The organism is Caballeronia sp. NK8 (assembly GCF_018408855.1).
GTDB lineage: Bacteria > Pseudomonadota > Gammaproteobacteria > Burkholderiales > Burkholderiaceae > Caballeronia.
Genome location: NZ_AP024322.1, coordinates 2811631 through 2831035, shown reverse-complemented (window position 1 = coordinate 2831035; position 19405 = coordinate 2811631). Strand labels below are relative to the sequence as shown.

Genomic DNA, 19405 nt, shown 5'->3' with positions numbered 1-19405 from the left:
GTGGGCATGACTGGACTCGATACCGCGATCGCATCGCTGCTCGCCAGCCGCACCGAGCTCCTGCTGTCCGCGATTCGCGCGCCCAACGGCGTTAGCGGCACGGGCGTGACGGGCGCGAGCGTCGGACAGACGACGCAGACGGACCTGCCGCAGCTCGTCGGCACATCGGCGCAGGCCGCGGCGCCGGCCGCATCGGCGCAAACCGCGCTGTCCAGCGTCGCGCGCACGCTCGACGTGATCTCGCGCATCGGCGGCGCGACGCCCGCGCTGACCAGCGACGCCCCGCTCTGGCCGACTCCGCCGCGTCCCGCGAGCGCCTTCGCCGCGCTCACGACCGGACTCTTCGATACCGCTTTCTCCGCCAACGCCGCCGCCGTCGCGGCCGCGCGCGCCGCGACGCAGAATCTGCCGCCGCTGCCCGCCGCGGCGCTCGCGACCGCGCTGGCGAAGACCGTCGACGAAAGCGGGCTCTTCTACGAATCGCATCTGGTGCAATGGCTCGCGGGCCAGCGCAGCGCCGCGTCGCTCGGCAACGAGCCGCAGGCGCGCGCCGATGCACGCTCGCTGTCCTTGCCGCTGGATTTCGCGAATGGCGCGACCGGCGACGCATGGCTGGACGCCGGTGCGCCCGATTTCCACGCGCCCGCGCACGCCGTCGCGACGCCGCAGACGCCGCAGCAGGCGGCCGCGCTCGCGGCGTCGGTGCGCGATGCGCCGGCGTCGGCGCTCTCGAATTCGCAGAGCGGGAACGCATCGGGCGGCGCGAGCGCGCAGACCGCGCAACCGGGCACGCAGGAATCGGCGTTGCAGGCGTCGCTGGCGGCGGGCATTCATCCGGCGACGCTCAATGTCGTGCGCCAGCAACTCGACGTGCTCGCGAACCAGCAGTTCCGCTGGCAAGGCGAAGCGTGGCCCGGCACGCGCTTCGAATGGGAAATCGCCCGCGAACCGCGCGATCCGCGCACGCCCGACGATGCCGCCGAAGCCGCGGACAAGCACGCCTGGCGCACGCGCATCACGTTGTCGCTGCCTGCGCTCGGCACGGTCGACGCCGAACTGGTGCTGACGGGCGAAAAGCTCGTCGCGCGCATCAAGGCGGGGGATTCGGGCGCACGCCGTCTCGCCGCCGACGGCGCCGCGTTCGCGCGTCAGCTCGAGGCGGCGGGCATCGCGCTGGCGTCCCTGTCCGTGCGCTCGATGGACGGCGCGACCGATCTCGCGCTGTCAGCCGACAAGCCTGTCGCGAAAAAGCCGTTGCGCTCGCCGCTCGAACATCTGTTTCGCCCGCCGCGCGGCGAGGGGAGTGAAGCATGAGCGGACAGGATCAGCCGCCGTACACGCGCAGGCAGGCGACCGCGCTCGCCTACGACGCGGGCAATCGCGAGGCGACGCCGCGCGTCGTGGCGAAGGGTTATGGCATGGTCGCGGAGATGATCGTGCAGCGCGCGAAGGAAGCGGGACTGTATGTGCACGAATCGCCGGAGATGGTGTCGCTGCTGATGCAAGTCGATCTCGACGCGCATATTCCACCGGCGTTGTATCAGGCGGTGGCGGAGTTGCTTTCGTGGGTGTATCGGCTGGAGAACGAGGAGCCGATGCGGGAAAGCGGGCGCGCGCTCGCTACGCGGCAAACGCCCGCCTGACAATCGCCGCATGATCGAACCGCGCCGGCAGCGTGCCATACACCCGCCCCGTCTCGCCGCGCGCATCGCCGAGCCGCGTTTCGATGAACGCATCCGCAACTTCCTGCGGCGCATGCCGCGCCAGCAACACGCCCTGCGCGCATAGCGTCAATTGTTGCGCGATTCGCCGCGCCGACGCTTCCCGCGCAGCCGGATCGCCCGTCAGCATGTCGAGCAGCGACGCCAGCGCGCCAGAGAGCGCCGGATGCGCGGCCGCCGTCCGCTTCCAGTCGGCGAGGAGCGCGTGCGCGGCGTCCTGCTCACGCTCGAACGCGCGCAGCACGTCGAGGCACATCACGTTGCCCGAGCCCTCCCAGATCGAATTGACCGGCGCCTCGCGATAGAAACGCGCCATCGGCCCGGTTTCGACATAGCCGTTGCCGCCCCAGACTTCCATCGCCTCGCCGGTGAATTCGAGCGCGCGCTTGCAGACCCAGAACTTCGCGGCAGGCGTGACGATGCGCCGCCACGCGCGCTCGGCGAGCGCTCCGTCCGGCACGGCGCTGCGCTCGAATGCGCCCGCAAGCCGCATGAAGAGAATCGTCGCGGCTTCGGATTCGAGGGCGAGATCCGCGAGCACGTTGCGCATCAGCGGTTGATCGATGAGGGCCGCGCCGAACGCGCTGCGATGCCGCGCGTGATGGATCGCCTGTACGAGCGCCGCGCGCATCAGCGCTGCGCTGCCGATCACGCAGTCGAGCCGCGTGAAGTTCGCCATTTCGATGATGGTCGGCACGCCGCGCCCCTCGTCGCCGATCATCACGCCGTAGGCATCGAGAAACTCCACTTCGCTGCTCGCGTTCGAGCGGTTGCCGAGCTTGTCCTTCAGGCGCTGGATCTGGACCGCGTTCTTGCGGCCGTCCGGCGCGAAGCGCGGCACGTAGAAGCACGACAGGCCGCCTTCGTCGGCGGTGCGGGCGAGCACGAGATGCGCGTCGCATTGCGGCGCGGAGAAAAACCATTTGTGACCGACCAGCCGATACGCGCTGGCGCGTCCCGGTACGCCGAGCGCGTACGCGCGCGTGCGATTGCTGCGCACGTCCGAGCCGCCCTGTTTTTCGGTCATGCCCATGCCGATCATCATCGAATGCTTGCCGGCTTCGAGCGGGATGTCGCGCGGATCGTGCTCGCGCGACAGCAGCGGCTGGGCGATGCGCGCGAACAGATCGCGCTCGTTGCGCAGGACCGGGATGCTCGCGAAGGTCATCGTGATCGGGCACAGCGAGCCGGATTCGAGCTGGCCGTGCAGATAGTAGCCGGCGCAGCGCGCGGCCATCGATCCCACGCGCGCGGCCGGTTCGAACGGCAGCGCGTGCAGGCCTTCGTGGCGCAGGCGCCGCAGCAGTTCGTGCCAGGCCGGATGAAACTCCACCGCGTCGATGCGCTCGCCGCGCGGATCGTGCGTCGCGAGCTCCGGCTCGTGCCGGTTGGCGAGTTCCGCCAGCGCGACGACATCCGGCTGCGTCAGCGTCATGCCGTCGCGCGAGAGCGCCTGCGCGTGCCATTGCGCGCCTTCCCGCCCGAGCGCGGCCGTCAGCGCCGGATCGAAGGCGAACGCGTCGTAGCCGACAAGCGGCGGCGCCTGATTCGTGACTTCGTGTGTCTGCCCGAACGGGCGATCGGCGGAAGCGGACATCGCTGGTCTCCTTCATTTGCACGCGCGCGCAGGCAGGGCGGCGATGCGTCACTGTCGGGTGGGCGCAACAGTCGTTCCGGGCGTCTCGACCCATCTCGAATTCAGGAATCATAGGCCGCGCATTCATTGGACGGGTAGAGCCATCGTTCTTTTCACAAATCAGCATCACTTTCTAATGCGCGTTCCTAAAGCGCGGATCGCTGGGACAAATCCGATTGTTAATGCCACCCCGATGACGCGCAGGAGCCCGAACCTATAATCGGCTCGCCCAATTCCGGCGGATGCAGTAACGCTTTCAGGGAAGCATTCTCAATGAGCATCAACCTCAATCAACTCGTCCAGAGCGCTTTGCCAGAAAGCGTGTTGCAGCACATCGCCGGGCGCATCGGCTGCGCGCCGGAATCCGCCAGGCGCGTGGTGTCGCTGTGCGCCCCCGCGCTCATCGGCGCCATGATGAACAAGGCGTCCTCGCTCGAAGGCGCGCGCAATCTGTTCGCCGCGATCATGTCGCCGGGCACGAACGCGCTGATCGCGGAGGAACTGCCGCACTTCGTCGTGCAGGACGAGGGATTCAGGACGCTCGTCAGCAGCGGCGCGAAAACCGACGAGGCGATCGCCTCGCGCGACAGCCTCAACGGCCTCGCCGATCGCGTCGCCGAATATACCGGCGTGGCGACGATCGCCACGCGCACGCTGAACGGCGTGGTCAGCGTGACGCTTTTCGGCGTGCTCAAGCGCTATCTCACGCAGCACAACGCCCAGGCGGCCCAGCTTCCGGCCCTGCTCGGACACCAGTTGCCGGTGGTGCGCGCCAACATGACGGACGCGTTCGCGAATGCGCTCGGGCTCGGCTCGGTCGGCGCCTTTCTTGCGGGCGTCGCGTCGCGGCTGAAGGCCGTGGCGGCGCATCTCGACCATCCGGCCACGCAGGAAGCGGCGGCGTTTCCGTTGCAGTCGGAACCCGCCGCCGCTGCGGAGCAACCGGCGAAAGAGCGCGCTGGCAAGAAAAAATGGTGGTGGATCGCGCTCGCCGCCGCGCTCGCGCTGTTCGCGGCGCTGCTCGGGCGCGGATGCTCGACGGAGAAGCAGGAGGACACCGCGCCCGCCGCGAAGCCGGATGCAGCCTCTGACGCGAACACCGACATGGCTGCGGTCACGAGCGCCGGTTCCGCGGCCGCGGCGACGATTCCGGCAGCAAGCGAGGCGTCGATGCCCGTCGCGCTGCCGGGCAAGGACTCGAAGTTGTCCTTCGCCGTCGACGCATCCGGCATTCCCACGCTGACCGCCACCGTGAACAGCGAGAAGGAGCGGCAGCACCTGCTCGACGTGCTCGCGGTCAAGTTCGGCATGGACAAGTTCCACGCCAACATCACGGCCGATCCGGATACGAAGCCGGCCGCGTGGCTCGGCAAGCTCGACGGCCTGTTGCCGGTCATGGCGTTGCCGGGCGCGCAGGTGCAGATCGCGGGCGACAAGGTCGATCTGGGCGGCCGCGCCGCGGACACGGCGCTCGGCTGGCTGGACAAGCTGAGGGCGTCCTTCGGCGATGGCTGGACGATCGCCGCCGATACGCCCGCCGCAGCCAAGGCGCTGGCCGCGTCCGACGCCCAGGCCGCCGCGAGTTGCGCCGCCGCCGACATCGCGAAGCATCTGAATACGCATCCGGTCAACTTCGGCTTTGCGTCGAATTCGCTGCCGCGCGCCGCGCTGGACGAACTCGCCGAATCGGCGAAATCGCTGAAGGACTGTGGCGCATCCGGCAAACCGATCAGGCTGCAGATCGGCGGTTACACCGACAGCTCGGGCGATCCGGCGGTGAATATCCGTTTGTCGGAAAAGCGCGCGCAGGCGGTGCGCAGCTATCTGATCCAGCACGGCGTGCCTGCGGACACACTCTCGGCGGAAGGTTTCGGCGACGCGCATCCGATCGCCGACAACGCGACGCGTGAAGGTCGCGCGGCGAATCGCCGGATCGAGTTCAAGGAATTGAACTGATACGGCTAACGCCCGGGAAGTTGCTGTAAAGAACGCGCCGGCTTGCTCTATGCAAGCCGGCGCGTTTCATTTTCCCGGCTCGCCGCGCCGCGCGCGCGGAAAGCCATCGCCCATGAAATCCTGATCGAGATTCGCGGGCAGCATTTCGCGCGCGACTTCGATCCACGCCCGCGCCGCGTGCGACAGATAGCCGTTGCGCCGCCAGCCGAGCGCCATATCCCAGTGAATCTCCGGCGCGACGACCGGGCGGCAGGTGAACGCGTCGGCGTCGAGGCGGCGGCAGTACGGCGCGGGCAGCAACGCGATGCCGATGCCCGCCTGCACGAGCGCCGCCATGAAATCCCAGTGCCCGCTGCGGCCGACGATCGTCGGCGCGAAACCCGCTTCGCGGCACGCGTTGAGCACGACGTCGTTCAGCGCGAGGCTCTCGCCGTAGAACACGAATGGTTCTGCGGCGAGATCGGTGAGCGCGACTTCGCGCGCGTCGTCCCAGCGCGAACCCTTCGACGCGACGAGCCACAGAATCTGCCGGCTGACGGGCAGGACGTCGAACATGTTGGTGTCGACAGGCTGCAGGACGCCGCCCAGTTCCAGTTCGCCGTCGATGAGCGCCGCCTCGATCGCCTTCGAGCCGCGCTCGAACAGCTTGAGCTCGACCTTCGGATAGCGACGCCGGAACTCAGCGATGGCGGGCGTGAAGAGCGAACCGCCCATCGGCGGAATGCCGATCGTCAGCGTGCCGCGCCCGAAGGTGCCGAGATCGTTGAGCTCGGCCTCCAGCCGGGCATGCGCCGCCAGCACCTCGACGCCGCGCTGATAGACGATCTGCCCGGCGTCCGTCAGCACCATCTGACGGCCCTCGCGCAACAGCAGCGGCGATCCGACTTCATCCTCCAGCGCCTTCACCATTTTGCTGATGGTCGGCTGGGTCACGAACATGTGCTCGGCGGCGGCGGTGAAGCTCTTCTGCTTCACGACCTCGATGAAGTACCGCAAGGCGCGCAATTCCATCGTCAGCTCCTGAATTCCAGTTTGGAATGATTTGGATAAGCTTAATTCATTTTAATTATGCAAGGAGCGCCCATATACTCGGACTACAGGTTAACCCTAGTTCATTGATTTCATCGCAAAAGAGCCCGCCATGTCCGCCGTCCTGACGAACCCTTCGCAATCCGCCTTCGGCCGCTTTCTGCGCGTCGCGGTGCAGTCCGCCGCGCTCGCGGCGATCTGGGTCGCGGCGGATTTCGTCGCGCGCAAGCTGTCGCTGCCGGTGCCGGGCGGCGTGGTCGGCCTGGTCGCGCTGCTCGCGCTGTTGTTCTGCGGCGGCATCGCACCGCGCTGGGTGAAAGCGGGCGCGGACTGGCTGCTTTCGGACATGCTGCTGTTCTTCATCCCGGCGGCGGTCGCGGCGGTTCAGTACGGCGGCCTCTTCAAGGAGGACGGCTGGCGGCTCGCGCTTGTGGTGGTCGGGGGAACCTTGATGGTGATGGTGGCCGTCGCGTTCGCCGTCGACCGTGCGGCGCGCCTCGAACGCCATCTCGCGTTGCGCCGCGTGCTCGTCGCACGGCAGGCCGCGCGCGCGTGAACCGGCCGACATGAACCACTTCTACGCCTCCCTCATCGCAGACGACGCCGCGCGCCTCATCGCGGCGGGCTGCTTCGTGCTGACCGTCGCGCTGTACTTCGCGGCCAAGCAGCTCTACGCGCGCTTCAGGCGGCCGTGGCTCACGCCGCTGCTCGCGGTGCCGGCGATGCTCGCGCTGATCGTCGTGATGGCGCGCATTCCTTATTCGGTTTACTTCGCCGATACGCGCTGGCTCATGTGGCTGCTCGGCCCGGCGACGGTCGCGTTCGCGGTGCCCATCTACGAATACCGCATGCTCATCAAGCGGCACTGGATTTCGCTGAGCGTCGGCGTGACGGTCGGCATTCTGGTGGCGGTCGGCGGATCGCTGATGCTCGCGAAGCTGCTGCATCTGTCGCCGGAATTGCAGCGCAGTCTCGCGACGCGCTCGGTCTCGACGCCCTTCGCGCTCGCCGTCTCCGACAAAATTCACGCGCCGAAGGACCTCACCGCGCTTTTCGTGATCGCGACGGGCGTCTGCGGCATGCTGTTCGGCGAGATCGTGCTCGCGCTCGTGCCGTTGCGCACGCGGCTCGCGCGAGGCGCGCTGTTCGGCGCGGCGGCGCACGGCGTCGGCACCGCAAAAGCGCGCGAACTGGGGAGCGAAGAGGGCGTCGTCGCCAGTCTCACGATGATGATCGCAGGAGTCGCGATGGTGCTGCTCGCGCCGTTGCTGTCGGCGCTGCCTTTCTGAGCGCGGAAAAGCGCCGCGAAAAATCCCCACGCACGTCTCAGAAACGGATCGTTCCCACGGGACTTTGCTACAATCGGCGTTCGCTTCCGAGGAGCGTTGCGACGGCCAGAAAACACAGGCCGCCAGGCTCGGAGCATTCAATCCGGACGGTTCGAAGGCTGATCGAAAGCCCGCTGAGCCACCGCATCGAACGGCGCTCACGTCAACATTTCTAGACTATTTAGAAAGGAGGGCGTGATGAACGCCGCAGTTCTCGATTCCAAGAATTCCAAGGATTACGTCGTCGCCGACATGTCGCTGGCCGCATGGGGCCGCAAGGAACTCGACATCGCCGAAACGGAAATGCCGGGTCTCATCCAGACGCGCGAGGAATACAAGGCGCAGCAGCCGCTGAAGGGCGCGCGCGTCGCCGGTTCCCTGCACATGACGATCCAGACGGGCGTGCTGATCGAAACGCTCACCGCGCTGGGCGCGGACGTGCGCTGGGCATCGTGCAATATCTTCTCGACGCAGGATCACGCAGCCGCCGCCATCGCCGCCGGCGGCACGCCGGTGTTCGCGTTCAAGGGCGAATCGCTCGACGAATACTGGGAGTTCTCGCACCGCATCTTCGAATGGCCGAACGGCGAGTTCGCCAACATGATTCTCGATGACGGCGGCGATGCAACACTGCTGCTCATTCTCGGCTCGAAGGCGGAGAAGGATCGTTCGGTCATCTCGAAACCGACGAACGAGGAAGAAGTGGCGCTCTACAAGTCGATCGCTTCGCACCTCGACGCCGATCCGACGTGGTACTCCACGCGCCTCGCGCACATTCAGGGCGTGACGGAAGAAACCACCACGGGCGTGCACCGCCTGTACCAGATGGAAAAGGAAGGCCGCCTGCCGTTCCCGGCCATCAACGTGAACGATTCGGTCACGAAGTCGAAGTTCGACAACCTCTACGGCTGCCGCGAATCGCTCGTGGACGGCATCAAGCGCGCAACCGACGTGATGATCGCGGGCAAGATCGCGGTCGTGGCCGGTTACGGCGACGTGGGCAAGGGCTGCGCGCAATCGCTGCGCGGTCTGGGCGCGACGGTGTGGGTCACGGAAATCGATCCGATCTGCGCGCTGCAAGCCGCGATGGAAGGCTACCGCGTCGTGACGATGGAATACGCCGCGAGCCGCGCCGACATCTTCGTGACGGCGACGGGCAACTACCACGTCATCAACCACGACCACATGAAGGCGATGCGCAACAACGCGATCGTCTGCAACATCGGCCACTTCGATTCGGAAATCGATATCGCTTCCACGCGCCAGTACACGTGGGACAACATCAAGCCGCAGGTCGATCACATCGTCTTCCCGGACGGCAAGAAGATCATCATTCTGGCTGAGGGCCGTCTCGTGAACCTCGGCTGCGCAACGGGCCATCCGTCGTTCGTGATGTCGAACTCGTTCACCAACCAGACGCTCGCGCAGATCGAACTGTTCACGCAAGGCGAGAAGTACGAGAACAAGGTCTACGTGCTGCCGAAGCATCTCGACGAAAAGGTCGCGCGTCTGCATCTGGGCCGCATCGGCGTGGAACTGACCGTGCTGTCGGACGAGCAGGCGGGTTATATCGGCGTCGACAAGAACGGCCCGTTCAAGCCGAACCACTATCGCTATTAATCGCAGGCGGCGGCGTTCGTTCGCACGGGGGCACGCGCACCCGTGCGACGCGCGCGAGCTGACGCATCAACCGGAGAACCTTCGATGACCGTGCTGCTGACATGGCTGATCAACGCGCTCGCGCTCCTGATCATTACCTATCTCGTGCCGTCGATCCACATCCGCAGTTTTGGCACGGCGCTCATCATCGCGGTGGTGCTCGGGCTCATCAATGCAGTGCTGAGGCCGCTTCTCATCATCCTCACGCTGCCGGTGACGATCCTCACGCTCGGGGTCTTCATACTCGTCGTGAATGCGCTGTGTTTCTGGCTGTGCTCGTCGCTGCTGAAGGGCTTCGAAGTGTCGGGATTCTGGTCCGCGTTCTTCGGCTCGATTCTGTACAGCATCGTGTCGTGGCTGTTGTCGGCGCTCATTTTCGGGAACCGCAACTTCGGCTGACGTCGCCGCTCGATCATCCACCATCATGAAACCGATCGAACTCTCATTCGAGTTTTTCCCGCCGAAGACGCAGGAGGGCGTGGACAAGCTGCGCGCGTCCCGCGCCGAGCTCAAGAAGCTCTCGCCCAAGTTCGTTTCCGTGACCTTCGGCGCAGGCGGCTCCACGCAGCAAGGCACGCTCGACACCGTGCTCGAAATGGCCACGGAAGGCTTCGAGGCCGCGCCGCATCTTTCGTGCATCGGCTCGTCGCGGGACAGCCTGCGCGCGATCCTTTCGAACTACCGCGAGCACGGCATTCGTCATATCGTCGCGCTGCGCGGCGATCTGCCTTCGGGCATGGGCGAAGTCGGCGAGTTGCGCTATGCGTCCGAACTCGTGGCGTTCATCCGTCAGGAGCACGGCGACTGGTTCAACATCGAAGTGGCCGCGTATCCGGAATTTCATCCGCAATCGAAGTCGCCGCGCGCGGACCTCGAAAACTTCGCGCGCAAGGTGAAGGCGGGCGCGAATTCCGCGATCACGCAGTACTTCTTCAACGCCGATTCGTACTTCAGGTTTGTCGAGGAAGCGCGCAAGCTCGGCGTGGACGTGCCGATCGTGCCGGGCATCATGCCGATCACCAACTTCTCGCAACTGATGCGCTTCTCCGACATGTGCGGCGCGGAAGTGCCGAAGTGGATCGCGCGCCGGCTCGAAAGCTTCGGCGACGATCGCGAGTCGATTCGCGCATTCGGCGTCGATGTGGTGACCGGTTTGTGCCAGCGCCTCGTCGACGACGGCGCGCCGGGGCTGCACTTCTACACGCTCAACGGTTCGTGGGCCTCCAAAGCGATTTGCGAAGGCCTCGGATTCAAAAGCATCTGATCTGCATCAATGCTTCACCCGCGCGGCGTTCGTCGCGCGGTTCTTGTTTCTTCTCCCGTGAATTTCGCCTTTTTTCGCCAGCAAAGAGCCGGGCGCGCAATATTTCGTCGTCCGGTCTATCACGTCTGCGCATGAGCGATAACATACCCTTATCGAAGTGCCATCGGCGACAAACTCTAGTGGGGAAAACCAAGCGCGCATGTCACTTTTGTTCGTGCTAGGGTAGCGCCCGACTTTGCGCACACGCGTCGAAAACCGGGCGGTGCGATCAAGTACACTCGCGCTACGCCGGCCAGAAGCCGGCATCGACTTGGAGGAAACATGAACAAAAACAGCCTGTTGCGAGCCGTCCGCATGTCGGCGCTCGCGGGCGCCGTGGCCACGGCATCGCTCTTCGCAGCGAGCGCGGCGAACGCCGCCATCCCGAACAAGACGCTCGTGTACTGTTCGGAAGGCAGCCCCGCCGGTTTCGATCCGGCCCAATACACGACCGGCACCGATTTCACCGCGAACACCTTCACCGTGTACAACCGTCTCGTCGAGTTCGAGCGCGGCGGCACCAAGGTCGAGCCGGGTCTCGCGGAGAAGTGGGACGTTTCGTCCGACGGACTCACCTACACGTTCCATCTGCGTCACGGCGTGAAGTTCCAGACGACGTCGTTCTTCAAGCCGACGCGCGAATTCAACGCGGATGACGTGATCTTCACGTTCAACCGCATGCTCGATCCGAACAATCCGTTCCGCAAGGCGTACAACGTGCAGTTTCCGTACTTCACGGACCTCGGCATGGACAAGCTGATCTCGAAGATCGAGAAGGTCGATCCGTACACCGTGAAGTTCACGCTGAAGGAAGTGAGCGCGCCATTCATCCAGAACATGGCGATGGAATACGCATCGATTCTGTCCGCCGAGTACACGGACAAGCTGCTGAAGGACGGCAAGGCCGCCGACATCAATCAGCAGCCGGTCGGCACGGGCCCGTTCATTTTCCGCAGCTATACGAAGGACGCGACCATCCGCTTCGACGGCAATCCTGACTATTGGAAGCCGAACGCGGTGCAGATCTCCAAGCTGATCTTCTCGATCACGCCGGACGCCGCCGTGCGCGTGCAGAAGCTGAAGAGCAACGAATGCCAGGTGATGAGCTATCCGCGTCCGGGCGATATCGCGGCGCTGAAGTCGGCGTCGAATGTCGATACGCCGTCGCAGGCGGGCTTCAACGAAGGCTATGTCGCGTACAACGTCACGAAGAAGGACCTCGGCAACACCGACGTGCGTCGCGCGCTCGACATGGCGATCAACAAGAAGGCGATCATCGATTCCGTATATCAGGGCGCGGGCCAGCCGGCCACCGCACCGATGCCGCCGACGCAATGGTCCTATGACAAGAACCTGAAAGGTCAGGCTTACGACACCGCGAAGGCGAAGGAACTGCTCGCGAAAGCGGGCTTTCCGAACGGCTTCGAGATCACGCTGTGGGCGATGCCCGTGCAACGCGCATACAACCCGAACGCGCGTCTGATGGCGGAAATGATTCAGGCCGACTGGGCGAAGATCGGCGTGAAGGCGAACATCGTGTCGTACGAGTGGGGCGAGTATCTGAAGCGCGCGCACGCGGGCGAACATGACGCGCTGCTGATCGGCTGGACCGGCGACAACGGCGACCCCGACAACTGGCTCGGCACGCTGCTCGGCTGCGATGCGGTGAAGGGCAGCAACTTCTCGAAGTGGTGCTACAAGCCGTTCGACGAGCTCGTCGTGAAGGGCCGTTCGACGACCGATGTCGCCGCTCGCACCAAGGCTTACACCGACGCGCAGCAGATCTTCGCGCAACAACTGCCGTTCTCGCCGATCGCGCACTCGACGGTCTATCAGCCCGTCAGCAAGAAGGTGACGAACATGAAGATCGAGCCGCTCGGCTACGTGCGCTTCGATGGCGTCGGCATGCAATAAGGTTTTGCTGCGGAACGTTTTTTGCACTAAACCATAACTAATCGAAAAGGTCCGGCGGCGCGGGTCGAAGTACGATCCAAGCCGCCGGACACGTTTTGAGTCCCTCCAATACCGAAAAAAGGCGATCATGTTCCGATTCGTTTTGCGACGCATAGGAATGGTGATACCGACGTTCATCGGCATTACGATTCTCGCGTTCGCGCTCATTCACCTGATTCCTGGCGACCCCATCGAAGTGATGATGGGCGAGCGCGGCGTCGACCCGGCGATGCACGCCGAAGCCATGAAGCGCCTCGGCCTCGATCAGCCGCTTCCGATCCAGTATCTGACCTACGTCGGCCACGCGCTGAAGGGCGATCTCGGCACCTCGATCATCACCAATACGAGCGTGATGGGCGAGTTCCTCGCGCGCTTTCCCGCGACCGTCGAGCTGTCGATCTGCGCGATGATCTTCGCGCTCGTCGTCGGATTGCCGGCGGGCGTCGCGGCGGCGTTGAAGCGCGGCACGGTCGTCGATCACAGCGTGATGGGCACCGCGCTCACCGGCTATTCGATGCCGATCTTCTGGTGGGGCTTGATCCTCATCATGTTCTTCTCGGCGAAGCTTGGCTGGACGCCGGTGTCGGGCCGCATCGCGGTGGAATACGACATTCCGCACGTCACCGGCTTCATGTTGATCGACTCGATCTTCTCGACCGATGAAGGCGCGTTCAAATCGGCGGTGTCGCATCTGATTCTGCCGACCATCGTGCTCGGCACGATTCCGCTCGCGGTCATCGCGCGCATGACGCGTTCTTCGATGCTCGAAGTGCTGCGCGAGGACTTCATCCGCACGGCGCGCGCGAAGGGTTTGTCGCCGCTGCGCGTGATCGTCGTGCATGCGCTGCGTAACGCGCTGATTCCCGTGGTGACCGTGATCGGTCTGCAGGTCGGCACGCTGCTCGCGGGCGCGGTGCTCACCGAGACGCTGTTCTCGTGGCCGGGCGTCGGCAAGTGGCTCATCGACGCCATTTCGCGTCGCGATTATCCGGTCGTGCAAGGCGGCATTCTGATGATCGCGACGCTCGTGATCGTCGTGAATCTGGTCGTCGATCTGCTCTACGGCGTGTTGAATCCGCGCATTCGCCATACGAGGTAACTGGAAAGATATGGCCGATATTCAAAACAACCTCCCGCCGCAAGCGGTGATGCCGCCGCCGTCCGGCCGCATGGTCGCGGCGCGCGAGTTCTGGGCGAACTTCTCGCGCAATCGCGGCGCTGTCGTCGCGGGCGTGATCGTGCTTTTGTTGATCATCGTGGCGATCACTGCGCCGCTGATCGCGCCGCACAGCCCTATCGAGCAATACCGCGACTACGTGAAGATTCCGCCTGCGTGGCTCGAAGGCGGAAACCGCATGTTCCCGCTCGGCACCGATGAAGCCGGCCGCGACATCCTCTCGCGCCTGATGTACGGCGCGCGGCTGTCGTTCTGGATCGGTTTCGTGTCGGTGATTCTCGCGCTGATTCCGGGCGTCGTGCTCGGTCTCATGGCCGCGTTCTTTAGCTGGCTCGACACGCCGATCATGCGCGTGATGGACGTGCTGCTCGCGTTGCCGTCGCTGCTGCTCGCGGTCGCCGTCGTGGCGATCATCGGGCCGGGACTCGTCAACACCATGCTCGCCATCGCGATCGTCGCGTTGCCGGGTTACGTGCGTCTGACGCGCGCATCCGCGCTCGGCGAATTGCAGAAGGAATACGTGACGGCATCGCGCGTCGCGGGCGCGGGCACCGTGCGGCTGATGTTCTCGCAAGTGCTGCCGAACTGCGCCGCGCCGCTCATCGTGCAGGCGACGCTCGGCTTCTCCTCCGCGATTCTCGATGCCGCCGCGCTCGGCTTCCTCGGCCTCGGCGTGCAACCGCCGGCGGCGGAGTGGGGCGCGATGCTGGCATCGGCGCGTGATTACATCGAAAGCGCATGGTGGATCGTGACGATGCCGGGTCTGTCGATTCTGGTCTCGGTGCTCGTCATCAACCTGCTCGGCGACGGTCTGCGTGACGCGCTCGATCCGAAACTCAAGCGGATGGGCTGACATGAACGATCTTCTGACTATCCGTAATTTGCAGGTGACGTTCGGCGGCACACAGGCCGTCGATCGCATCGATCTTTCCGTGAAGCCGGGCGAAGTGGTCGGCGTCGTCGGCGAATCGGGCTCGGGCAAGAGCGTCACGATGATGGCGCTGATGGGCCTCATCGACGCGCCCGGCAAAGTGACCGCCGATCAGGTCACGTTCGACGGCAAGGACTTGCTGAAGGCATCGGCAAGCGCGCGTCGCAGGATCATCGGCAAGGACATCGCGATGGTGTTTCAGGATGCGCTCACGAGCCTGAACCCGAGCTATACCGTCGGCTATCAGATCAAGGAAGTGCTGAAGCTGCACGAAGGCCTGCGCGGCGATGCGCTCAACAAGCGCGCGCTCGAACTGCTCGATCAGGTGGGCATTCCGGATGCGAAAAGCCGCATCAACGCGTTTCCGCATCAGATGTCGGGCGGCATGAACCAGCGCGTGATGATCGCGATGGCCGTCGCGTGCAATCCGAAGCTGCTGATCGCCGACGAGCCGACTACCGCGCTCGACGTGACGATTCAGGCGCAGATCATGGAACTGCTCGTCAAGCTGCAGAAGGAACGCGGCATGGCGCTCGTGCTGATCTCGCACGATCTGGCCGTCGTGTCCGAAGTGGCGCAGCGCGTCGCGGTGATGTACGCGGGCGAGATCATCGAAACGAATCATGTGCCGACGATCTTCAGCGACCCGCATCATCCGTATACGGAGGCGCTGCTTGCGGCGATTCCCGAGCATTCGCGCGGTGCGGAGCGCCTCGCGGCTTTGCCGGGCATGGTGCCGGGCAAGGACGACCGGCCGAGCGGATGTCTGTTCGCACCGCGCTGCAAGTATGTCGTCGACGATTGCTGGAAGGGCAGGCCGGGTCTGCTTCAGCTCGACAAGAACGATCCGGCCGTGCGCGCGCGTTGCATCAAGCCGTTGAACATCGATGTGGTGGTGGAAGGAGGCGCGCGATGAACGCCGTACCGAAGGAAATCAGTCAGGACATCGTGCTCGCGGCCGATCAGCTCACGAAGCACTACGACGTGAAGCGCAGCGCGTTCAAGCATGGCACGGTGAAGGCGCTCAACGGCGTGTCGTTCGAACTGAAGCGCGGGCGCACGCTCGCGGTCGTGGGCGAATCGGGCTGCGGCAAGTCCACGCTCGCGCGCCAGTTGACGATGATCGAAGCGCCCACGTCGGGCCGCTTGCTGATCGACGGTGATGATGTCGCGGGCGCAAGCAAGGCGAAAATCGCGGAATTGCGCCAGCGCGTGCAGATGGTGTTTCAGAACCCGTTCGCGTCGCTGAATCCGCGCAAGACTGTCGAGCAGACGCTCGGCGAGCCGCTCGCGATCAACACATCGCTTTCGTCGACGGAGCGCGCCGAGCGCATCGCGAAGATGATGCGCACCGTCGGCTTGCGGCCGGAGCATGCGACGCGTTACCCGCACATGTTTTCGGGCGGGCAGCGTCAGCGCGTGGCGATTGCGCGCGCGATGATTCTCGATCCGCAGATCCTCGTCGCGGATGAGCCCGTGTCCGCGCTCGATGTGTCGATCCAGGCGCAGATCCTGAACCTGTTCATGGATCTGCAGCAACAGTTCGGCACGAGCTACGTGTTCATCTCGCACAACCTGTCGGTGGTCGAGCATATCGCCGACGACGTGATGGTGATGTACTTCGGCGGCGTCGCCGAAGTAGGCGACAAGAAGACGATCTTCGCGAAGCCGCGCCATCCGTACACGCGCGCGCTGATGTCCGCGACGCCCGCGATCTTCGAGGAAGACCGGACCATCAAGATCAAGCTGCAGGGCGAGATGCCGTCGCCGCTCAATCCGCCGTCGGGCTGCACGTTTCATCAGCGCTGCCCGTACGCGATCGAGCGATGCCGTGTGGAGGAGCCGAAGCTGCGCGCGGTCGATGGACGTCAGGTGTCGTGTCATCGCGCCGAGGAGGTCGGCGAAGGCGAGGCCTGAATCCGAGCGAGTGGGCGCGCGTGGCGTCACGCGAATGTTTTAAGATGTGCGTCGTGCCGGATTCATTCGACAAGCCGCGCTTCGTGCGCGCGGCGTTCGCCAAAACGACAGCCATCGTGCTGTCGTTCGCGCTGTTTACGGCGGGTGTTTGCGTCTCGCCGGCGGGCTTCGCCGTGGTTGGATCGCGCACGCCGCAGGCCGCGGGCGACGCGGGGTCCGCCGCCGCGCCCGCCAATCCGGTTGCGCCGCCGCGCGCGGATCGCTCGGAAGGCACGACCGCGAGCGGCCCGGTGCGCGCGCAGCCGCCGCGCATGCCGTTTTACGTCGCGACCAAGGGTACGACGACCATCTATCTGCTCGGCACGCTCCATGTGGGATTCGCGAGCGACTATCCGCCCGAGCAACCCTTTCGCAAACCGATACTTGCGGCGCTGGATGCATCGCCGACATTGGCGCTGGAAATTTCTCCGGACGAACTGCTGCTATCCCAGGACGATGTGAACCGCTACGGCATGTGTCGCAGCGAGTGTCTGATCGACTATCTGCCGGACGCGATGTGGAAGAAGGTCGAGACGCGCATGCGCGGCAATCCGGAAGCGTTGAAGGAGTTGCGGCACACGCGGCCGTGGCTCGCGTCGATGCTGATCGAAACGTACGACACGTTGAAGGCGGGTTTTCAGAGCGAGTATGGGACCGAGGCGCAGTTGCAGAACGTCTATCTGCGGGCGAGAGGGAAGATCGTCGGGCTGGAGACGCTGAACGAGCAGATTTCGACATTTACGCGGCTCACTTCGGCGCAGCAGCGGGAGATGCTCGCGCAGGATCTGGTGCAGACGCCGGCGGAGAATGTCGCGGACGTGAAGGAGTTGCACAGGCTATGGCGCATCGGCGATGCGGACGCTTTGAAAGCCTGGGATGACGCGAAGAGCAGCAAGCTCGCGAGGAATCCGGCGCTGGCGGCGCAGGTCGATGGTCGGGTGGTTTATGAGCGGAACCGGCGCTTCGTGCAGCGGATGGTTGGGCTGGCCGCGCCGGATAAGCCGGTGTTCGTGGCGATCGGGGCGTTGCATCTCGGGGGAGCGAGGGGGGTGGTGGAGCTGTTGAGGAAGAGGGGGTTTGTGGTGGTGCCTGGTTGATCGACTCAGCATGACCCGCGTGGGATTCCTACGTGCGTCCCAGATACGCCTTTGCAAGCATCATCGCAAACTGTGCGTTGGTCACGAGATAGCGCTTCCACATCCGCCTCGGCTCCTGAATCACACGGAACAGCCATTCAAGACCACAACGCTGCATCCATACGGGTGCCCGGCGCACTTTGCCCGCGATTACGTCGAACGTTCCGCCCACGCCCATAACGAAATCGACGCCAAGTTGGTTCTTCCAGCGTTCGATGAAAGTCTCCTTCTTCGGAGATGTGATCGCGACGAACAGCAACCGCGCACCGGAATTCCGGATTGCAGTCACCGCCGCTTCTTCGTCGTCCCAGAAATATCCGCTGGCATACCCCGCAACCTGCAAACCGCGATATTTCTCGGTCACGCGTTCGACAGTTCTTGCGACCACTGCGTCCGTCGCCCCCAACAGGTAGACGGGCCAGCGCTGTTCGGTCGCAACTTCCAGCAAACGGCCGAACAGATCGATTCCGGCTATTCGCTCCGGTATATCGTGCCCGAGCATGCGCGCGCCCCACACAACGCCCATGCCATCGATATTGATCACGTCGCAGGCCTGAACCGATTCAGCGAGAGCAGGATCGCGTTTCATATGGACGATCTTCGCAACATTGACGACAACGTGTTGCGTGAACTTCCCCGCCTGAACCCTGTCAGCGATGAGCGAAACGGTTTCCTCCATGGTTCCCGCATGCATGGGAACTCCCAAGAATTCAAGCAATTTCATTTTGTGACTTCCTGATACTTGTTGATCTGAACCAGATGCGACGCCGTCGCGGCCGTCGAGGTAATCGACACGTTGGGAATCGTGCGCTCCAAGATGGAAATGCTTCCATACTCCATGGTGCGTACCGCGACATCCGACGGCTTCCGCTTCCATTGCGCCTTGTAGATTCCGAGCTTGAAGTACGCGCTGTCATCAGCCGCATAGGCGTTCGGCACGCCAGCGAGGGAGAAGACCATCTCACCATCCTTGAACAGTTCGGTTCTCGCCAGACGGCCGCTGGGGTCAGGGACGTACACGAGCTTCCACTTGACCAGCCGGCCACGGTCCAGCAAAGGTGTGCCGAACAACTGGCTGACGTAGTCGCGCTTGAATTCCGTCCGACTATGCACCTCGTATTGGCCATCTCCCGAAATAAACAAGGCGAAAGCAGGGTATCCGGCAGCGGGGCCCTGATGAATCTGCCCGATGACCTCTTCCTGTTGACTGTCGAACTGATAGTCCTCCGGGATTCGCATTTGCCATTCGACAATGTATTCGTGGCCTCTCGCGAAGTGAAGAAACCCGCCGAAGGATATTTCGGCCCTGGGGGTACCATTCGCGACGCCGGTGTAGTCTGCGCTTCTCTGTATCGAGAAGCGCAGCCCCTTTCCAGACGGTACATCCCGCAAGGCCACAATCTGAATGGCATCCGCGCTGGCGCGCTGGTACTGCAGACGCGCATCGATGCCGTGCGTCCAATCCGAAAAGAAAAGGAGCTTCTCGGTCGACGAGTCCGACAAGGCGTACGCGGGCATCACAGAAAACGACGCAGCACAGTAAGCCATGCTCACAAGGCCCGCACACGTGGCACGCGCGACGCGCGATACGATCCGGTCAAGATGAAACATGATCCTTTG

General features: G+C 64.2%; 18 protein-coding genes and 1 riboswitch. Of the genes, 14 read left to right on the top strand and 4 right to left on the bottom strand.

Annotated features, from left to right (window positions below; translation table 11 throughout):
- Positions 1-6 precede the first annotated feature (6 nt).
- Both NK8_RS13555 and NK8_RS13550 read left to right on the top strand, forming a co-directional pair.
- Positions 7-1314 (top strand): flagellar hook-length control protein FliK, encoded by a 1308-nt coding sequence (locus NK8_RS13555; protein ID WP_213226636.1) that lies wholly within the window; start codon positions 7-9, stop codon positions 1312-1314.
- On the top strand, positions 1311-1643 hold the full coding sequence (locus NK8_RS13550) for an EscU/YscU/HrcU family type III secretion system export apparatus switch protein (RefSeq protein WP_162066571.1): 333 nt from the start codon (positions 1311-1313) through the stop codon (positions 1641-1643). Before NK8_RS13555 ends, NK8_RS13550 begins: the two co-directional genes overlap by 4 nt.
- Here NK8_RS13550 and NK8_RS13545 read toward each other — a convergent pair.
- The gene (locus NK8_RS13545) at positions 1621-3318 is read right to left on the bottom strand and encodes an isovaleryl-CoA dehydrogenase (RefSeq protein WP_213226635.1); all 1698 of its coding nucleotides are present in this window, start codon (positions 3316-3318) and stop codon (positions 1621-1623) included. The two genes, NK8_RS13550 and NK8_RS13545, sit on opposite strands and share 23 nt — an antisense overlap.
- A gap of 312 nt (positions 3319-3630) precedes the next feature.
- Between NK8_RS13545 and NK8_RS13540 the strand changes: the two genes are divergently transcribed.
- Positions 3631-5313 (top strand): OmpA family protein, encoded by a 1683-nt coding sequence (locus NK8_RS13540; RefSeq protein ID WP_213226634.1) that lies wholly within the window; start codon positions 3631-3633, stop codon positions 5311-5313.
- Between the two features lie 66 nt (positions 5314-5379).
- Here the strand turns inward: NK8_RS13540 and NK8_RS13535 are convergent, their stop codons facing one another.
- The gene (locus tag NK8_RS13535) at positions 5380-6324 is read right to left on the bottom strand and encodes a LysR family transcriptional regulator (RefSeq protein ID WP_162066568.1); all 945 of its coding nucleotides are present in this window, start codon (positions 6322-6324) and stop codon (positions 5380-5382) included.
- Positions 6325-6454: 130 nt separating this feature from the next.
- Here NK8_RS13535 and NK8_RS13530 point away from each other — a divergent pair, with 130 nt between their 5' ends.
- The 11 genes from NK8_RS13530 to NK8_RS13480 all read left to right on the top strand — a co-directional run bounded on the left by NK8_RS13530 (position 6455) and on the right by NK8_RS13480 (position 17746).
- Positions 6455-6898 carry a CidA/LrgA family protein gene (locus tag NK8_RS13530; protein ID WP_162066567.1) on the top strand — a complete coding sequence of 148 codons (444 nt, stop codon included), beginning with the start codon at positions 6455-6457 and terminating at the stop codon, positions 6896-6898.
- Between the two features lie 10 nt (positions 6899-6908).
- Complete coding sequence (locus NK8_RS13525) at positions 6909-7631, top strand: LrgB family protein (RefSeq protein WP_213226633.1); 723 nt, start codon at positions 6909-6911, stop codon at positions 7629-7631.
- Between the two features lie 81 nt (positions 7632-7712).
- Positions 7713-7837, top strand: a riboswitch (S-adenosyl-L-homocysteine riboswitch).
- Between the two features lie 31 nt (positions 7838-7868).
- On the top strand, positions 7869-9290 hold the full coding sequence (gene ahcY / locus NK8_RS13520) for an adenosylhomocysteinase (protein WP_162066565.1): 1422 nt from the start codon (positions 7869-7871) through the stop codon (positions 9288-9290).
- Positions 9291-9374: 84 nt separating this feature from the next.
- The gene (locus tag NK8_RS13515; RefSeq protein WP_061173991.1) at positions 9375-9728 is read left to right on the top strand and encodes a phage holin family protein; all 354 of its coding nucleotides are present in this window, start codon (positions 9375-9377) and stop codon (positions 9726-9728) included.
- 25 nt (positions 9729-9753) lie between these two features.
- Entirely contained in the window at positions 9754-10593 is an 840-nt protein-coding gene (gene metF / locus NK8_RS13510) for a methylenetetrahydrofolate reductase [NAD(P)H] (protein WP_162066564.1), read from the top strand.
- Positions 10594-10914: 321 nt separating this feature from the next.
- Positions 10915-12546 carry an ABC transporter substrate-binding protein gene (locus NK8_RS13505; protein ID WP_162066563.1) on the top strand — a complete coding sequence of 544 codons (1632 nt, stop codon included), beginning with the start codon at positions 10915-10917 and terminating at the stop codon, positions 12544-12546.
- Between the two features lie 127 nt (positions 12547-12673).
- Entirely contained in the window at positions 12674-13684 is a 1011-nt protein-coding gene (locus NK8_RS13500) for an ABC transporter permease subunit (RefSeq protein WP_162066562.1), read from the top strand.
- 10 nt (positions 13685-13694) lie between these two features.
- A complete protein-coding gene (locus NK8_RS13495; RefSeq protein ID WP_162066561.1) occupies positions 13695-14615 on the top strand; it encodes an ABC transporter permease subunit in 921 nt (306 codons plus the stop codon).
- Position 14616: 1 nt separating this feature from the next.
- Entirely contained in the window at positions 14617-15609 is a 993-nt protein-coding gene (locus NK8_RS13490) for an ABC transporter ATP-binding protein (protein ID WP_213226632.1), read from the top strand.
- Positions 15606-16610, top strand: a complete 1005-nt coding sequence (locus tag NK8_RS13485) for a peptide ABC transporter ATP-binding protein (RefSeq protein WP_213226631.1) — start codon at positions 15606-15608, stop codon at positions 16608-16610. Before NK8_RS13490 ends, NK8_RS13485 begins: the two co-directional genes overlap by 4 nt.
- 44 nt (positions 16611-16654) lie before the next feature.
- Positions 16655-17746 (top strand): TraB/GumN family protein, encoded by a 1092-nt coding sequence (locus NK8_RS13480; RefSeq protein WP_213226630.1) that lies wholly within the window; start codon positions 16655-16657, stop codon positions 17744-17746.
- 28 nt (positions 17747-17774) lie between these two features.
- On the opposite strand, the gene NK8_RS13475 is transcribed toward NK8_RS13480, so the two are convergent.
- Positions 17775-18509 carry a WecB/TagA/CpsF family glycosyltransferase gene (locus tag NK8_RS13475; RefSeq protein ID WP_213226629.1) on the bottom strand — a complete coding sequence of 245 codons (735 nt, stop codon included), beginning with the start codon at positions 18507-18509 and terminating at the stop codon, positions 17775-17777.
- Positions 18506-19396, bottom strand: a complete 891-nt coding sequence (locus tag NK8_RS13470; protein ID WP_213226628.1) for a heparin lyase I family protein — start codon at positions 19394-19396, stop codon at positions 18506-18508. The genes NK8_RS13475 and NK8_RS13470 overlap by 4 nt, the downstream gene beginning before the upstream one ends.
- Positions 19397-19405: the final 9 nt, after the last annotated feature.

Coding starts and splice junctions, on each gene's coding strand:
- NK8_RS13555 (WP_213226636.1), top strand. CDS start 7: ATGACTGGACTCGATACCGCGATCGCATCGCTGCTCGCCAGCCGCACC.
- NK8_RS13550 (WP_162066571.1), top strand. CDS start 1,311: ATGAGCGGACAGGATCAGCCGCCGTACACGCGCAGGCAGGCGACCGCG.
- NK8_RS13545 (WP_213226635.1), bottom strand. CDS start 3,318: ATGTCCGCTTCCGCCGATCGCCCGTTCGGGCAGACACACGAAGTCACG.
- NK8_RS13540 (WP_213226634.1), top strand. CDS start 3,631: ATGAGCATCAACCTCAATCAACTCGTCCAGAGCGCTTTGCCAGAAAGC.
- NK8_RS13535 (WP_162066568.1), bottom strand. CDS start 6,324: ATGGAATTGCGCGCCTTGCGGTACTTCATCGAGGTCGTGAAGCAGAAG.
- NK8_RS13530 (WP_162066567.1), top strand. CDS start 6,455: ATGTCCGCCGTCCTGACGAACCCTTCGCAATCCGCCTTCGGCCGCTTT.
- NK8_RS13525 (WP_213226633.1), top strand. CDS start 6,909: ATGAACCACTTCTACGCCTCCCTCATCGCAGACGACGCCGCGCGCCTC.
- ahcY (WP_162066565.1), top strand. CDS start 7,869: ATGAACGCCGCAGTTCTCGATTCCAAGAATTCCAAGGATTACGTCGTC.
- NK8_RS13515 (WP_061173991.1), top strand. CDS start 9,375: ATGACCGTGCTGCTGACATGGCTGATCAACGCGCTCGCGCTCCTGATC.
- metF (WP_162066564.1), top strand. CDS start 9,754: ATGAAACCGATCGAACTCTCATTCGAGTTTTTCCCGCCGAAGACGCAG.
- NK8_RS13505 (WP_162066563.1), top strand. CDS start 10,915: ATGAACAAAAACAGCCTGTTGCGAGCCGTCCGCATGTCGGCGCTCGCG.
- NK8_RS13500 (WP_162066562.1), top strand. CDS start 12,674: ATGTTCCGATTCGTTTTGCGACGCATAGGAATGGTGATACCGACGTTC.
- NK8_RS13495 (WP_162066561.1), top strand. CDS start 13,695: ATGGCCGATATTCAAAACAACCTCCCGCCGCAAGCGGTGATGCCGCCG.
- NK8_RS13490 (WP_213226632.1), top strand. CDS start 14,617: ATGAACGATCTTCTGACTATCCGTAATTTGCAGGTGACGTTCGGCGGC.
- NK8_RS13485 (WP_213226631.1), top strand. CDS start 15,606: ATGAACGCCGTACCGAAGGAAATCAGTCAGGACATCGTGCTCGCGGCC.
- NK8_RS13480 (WP_213226630.1), top strand. CDS start 16,655: ATGTGCGTCGTGCCGGATTCATTCGACAAGCCGCGCTTCGTGCGCGCG.
- NK8_RS13475 (WP_213226629.1), bottom strand. CDS start 18,509: ATGAAATTGCTTGAATTCTTGGGAGTTCCCATGCATGCGGGAACCATG.
- NK8_RS13470 (WP_213226628.1), bottom strand. CDS start 19,396: ATGTTTCATCTTGACCGGATCGTATCGCGCGTCGCGCGTGCCACGTGT.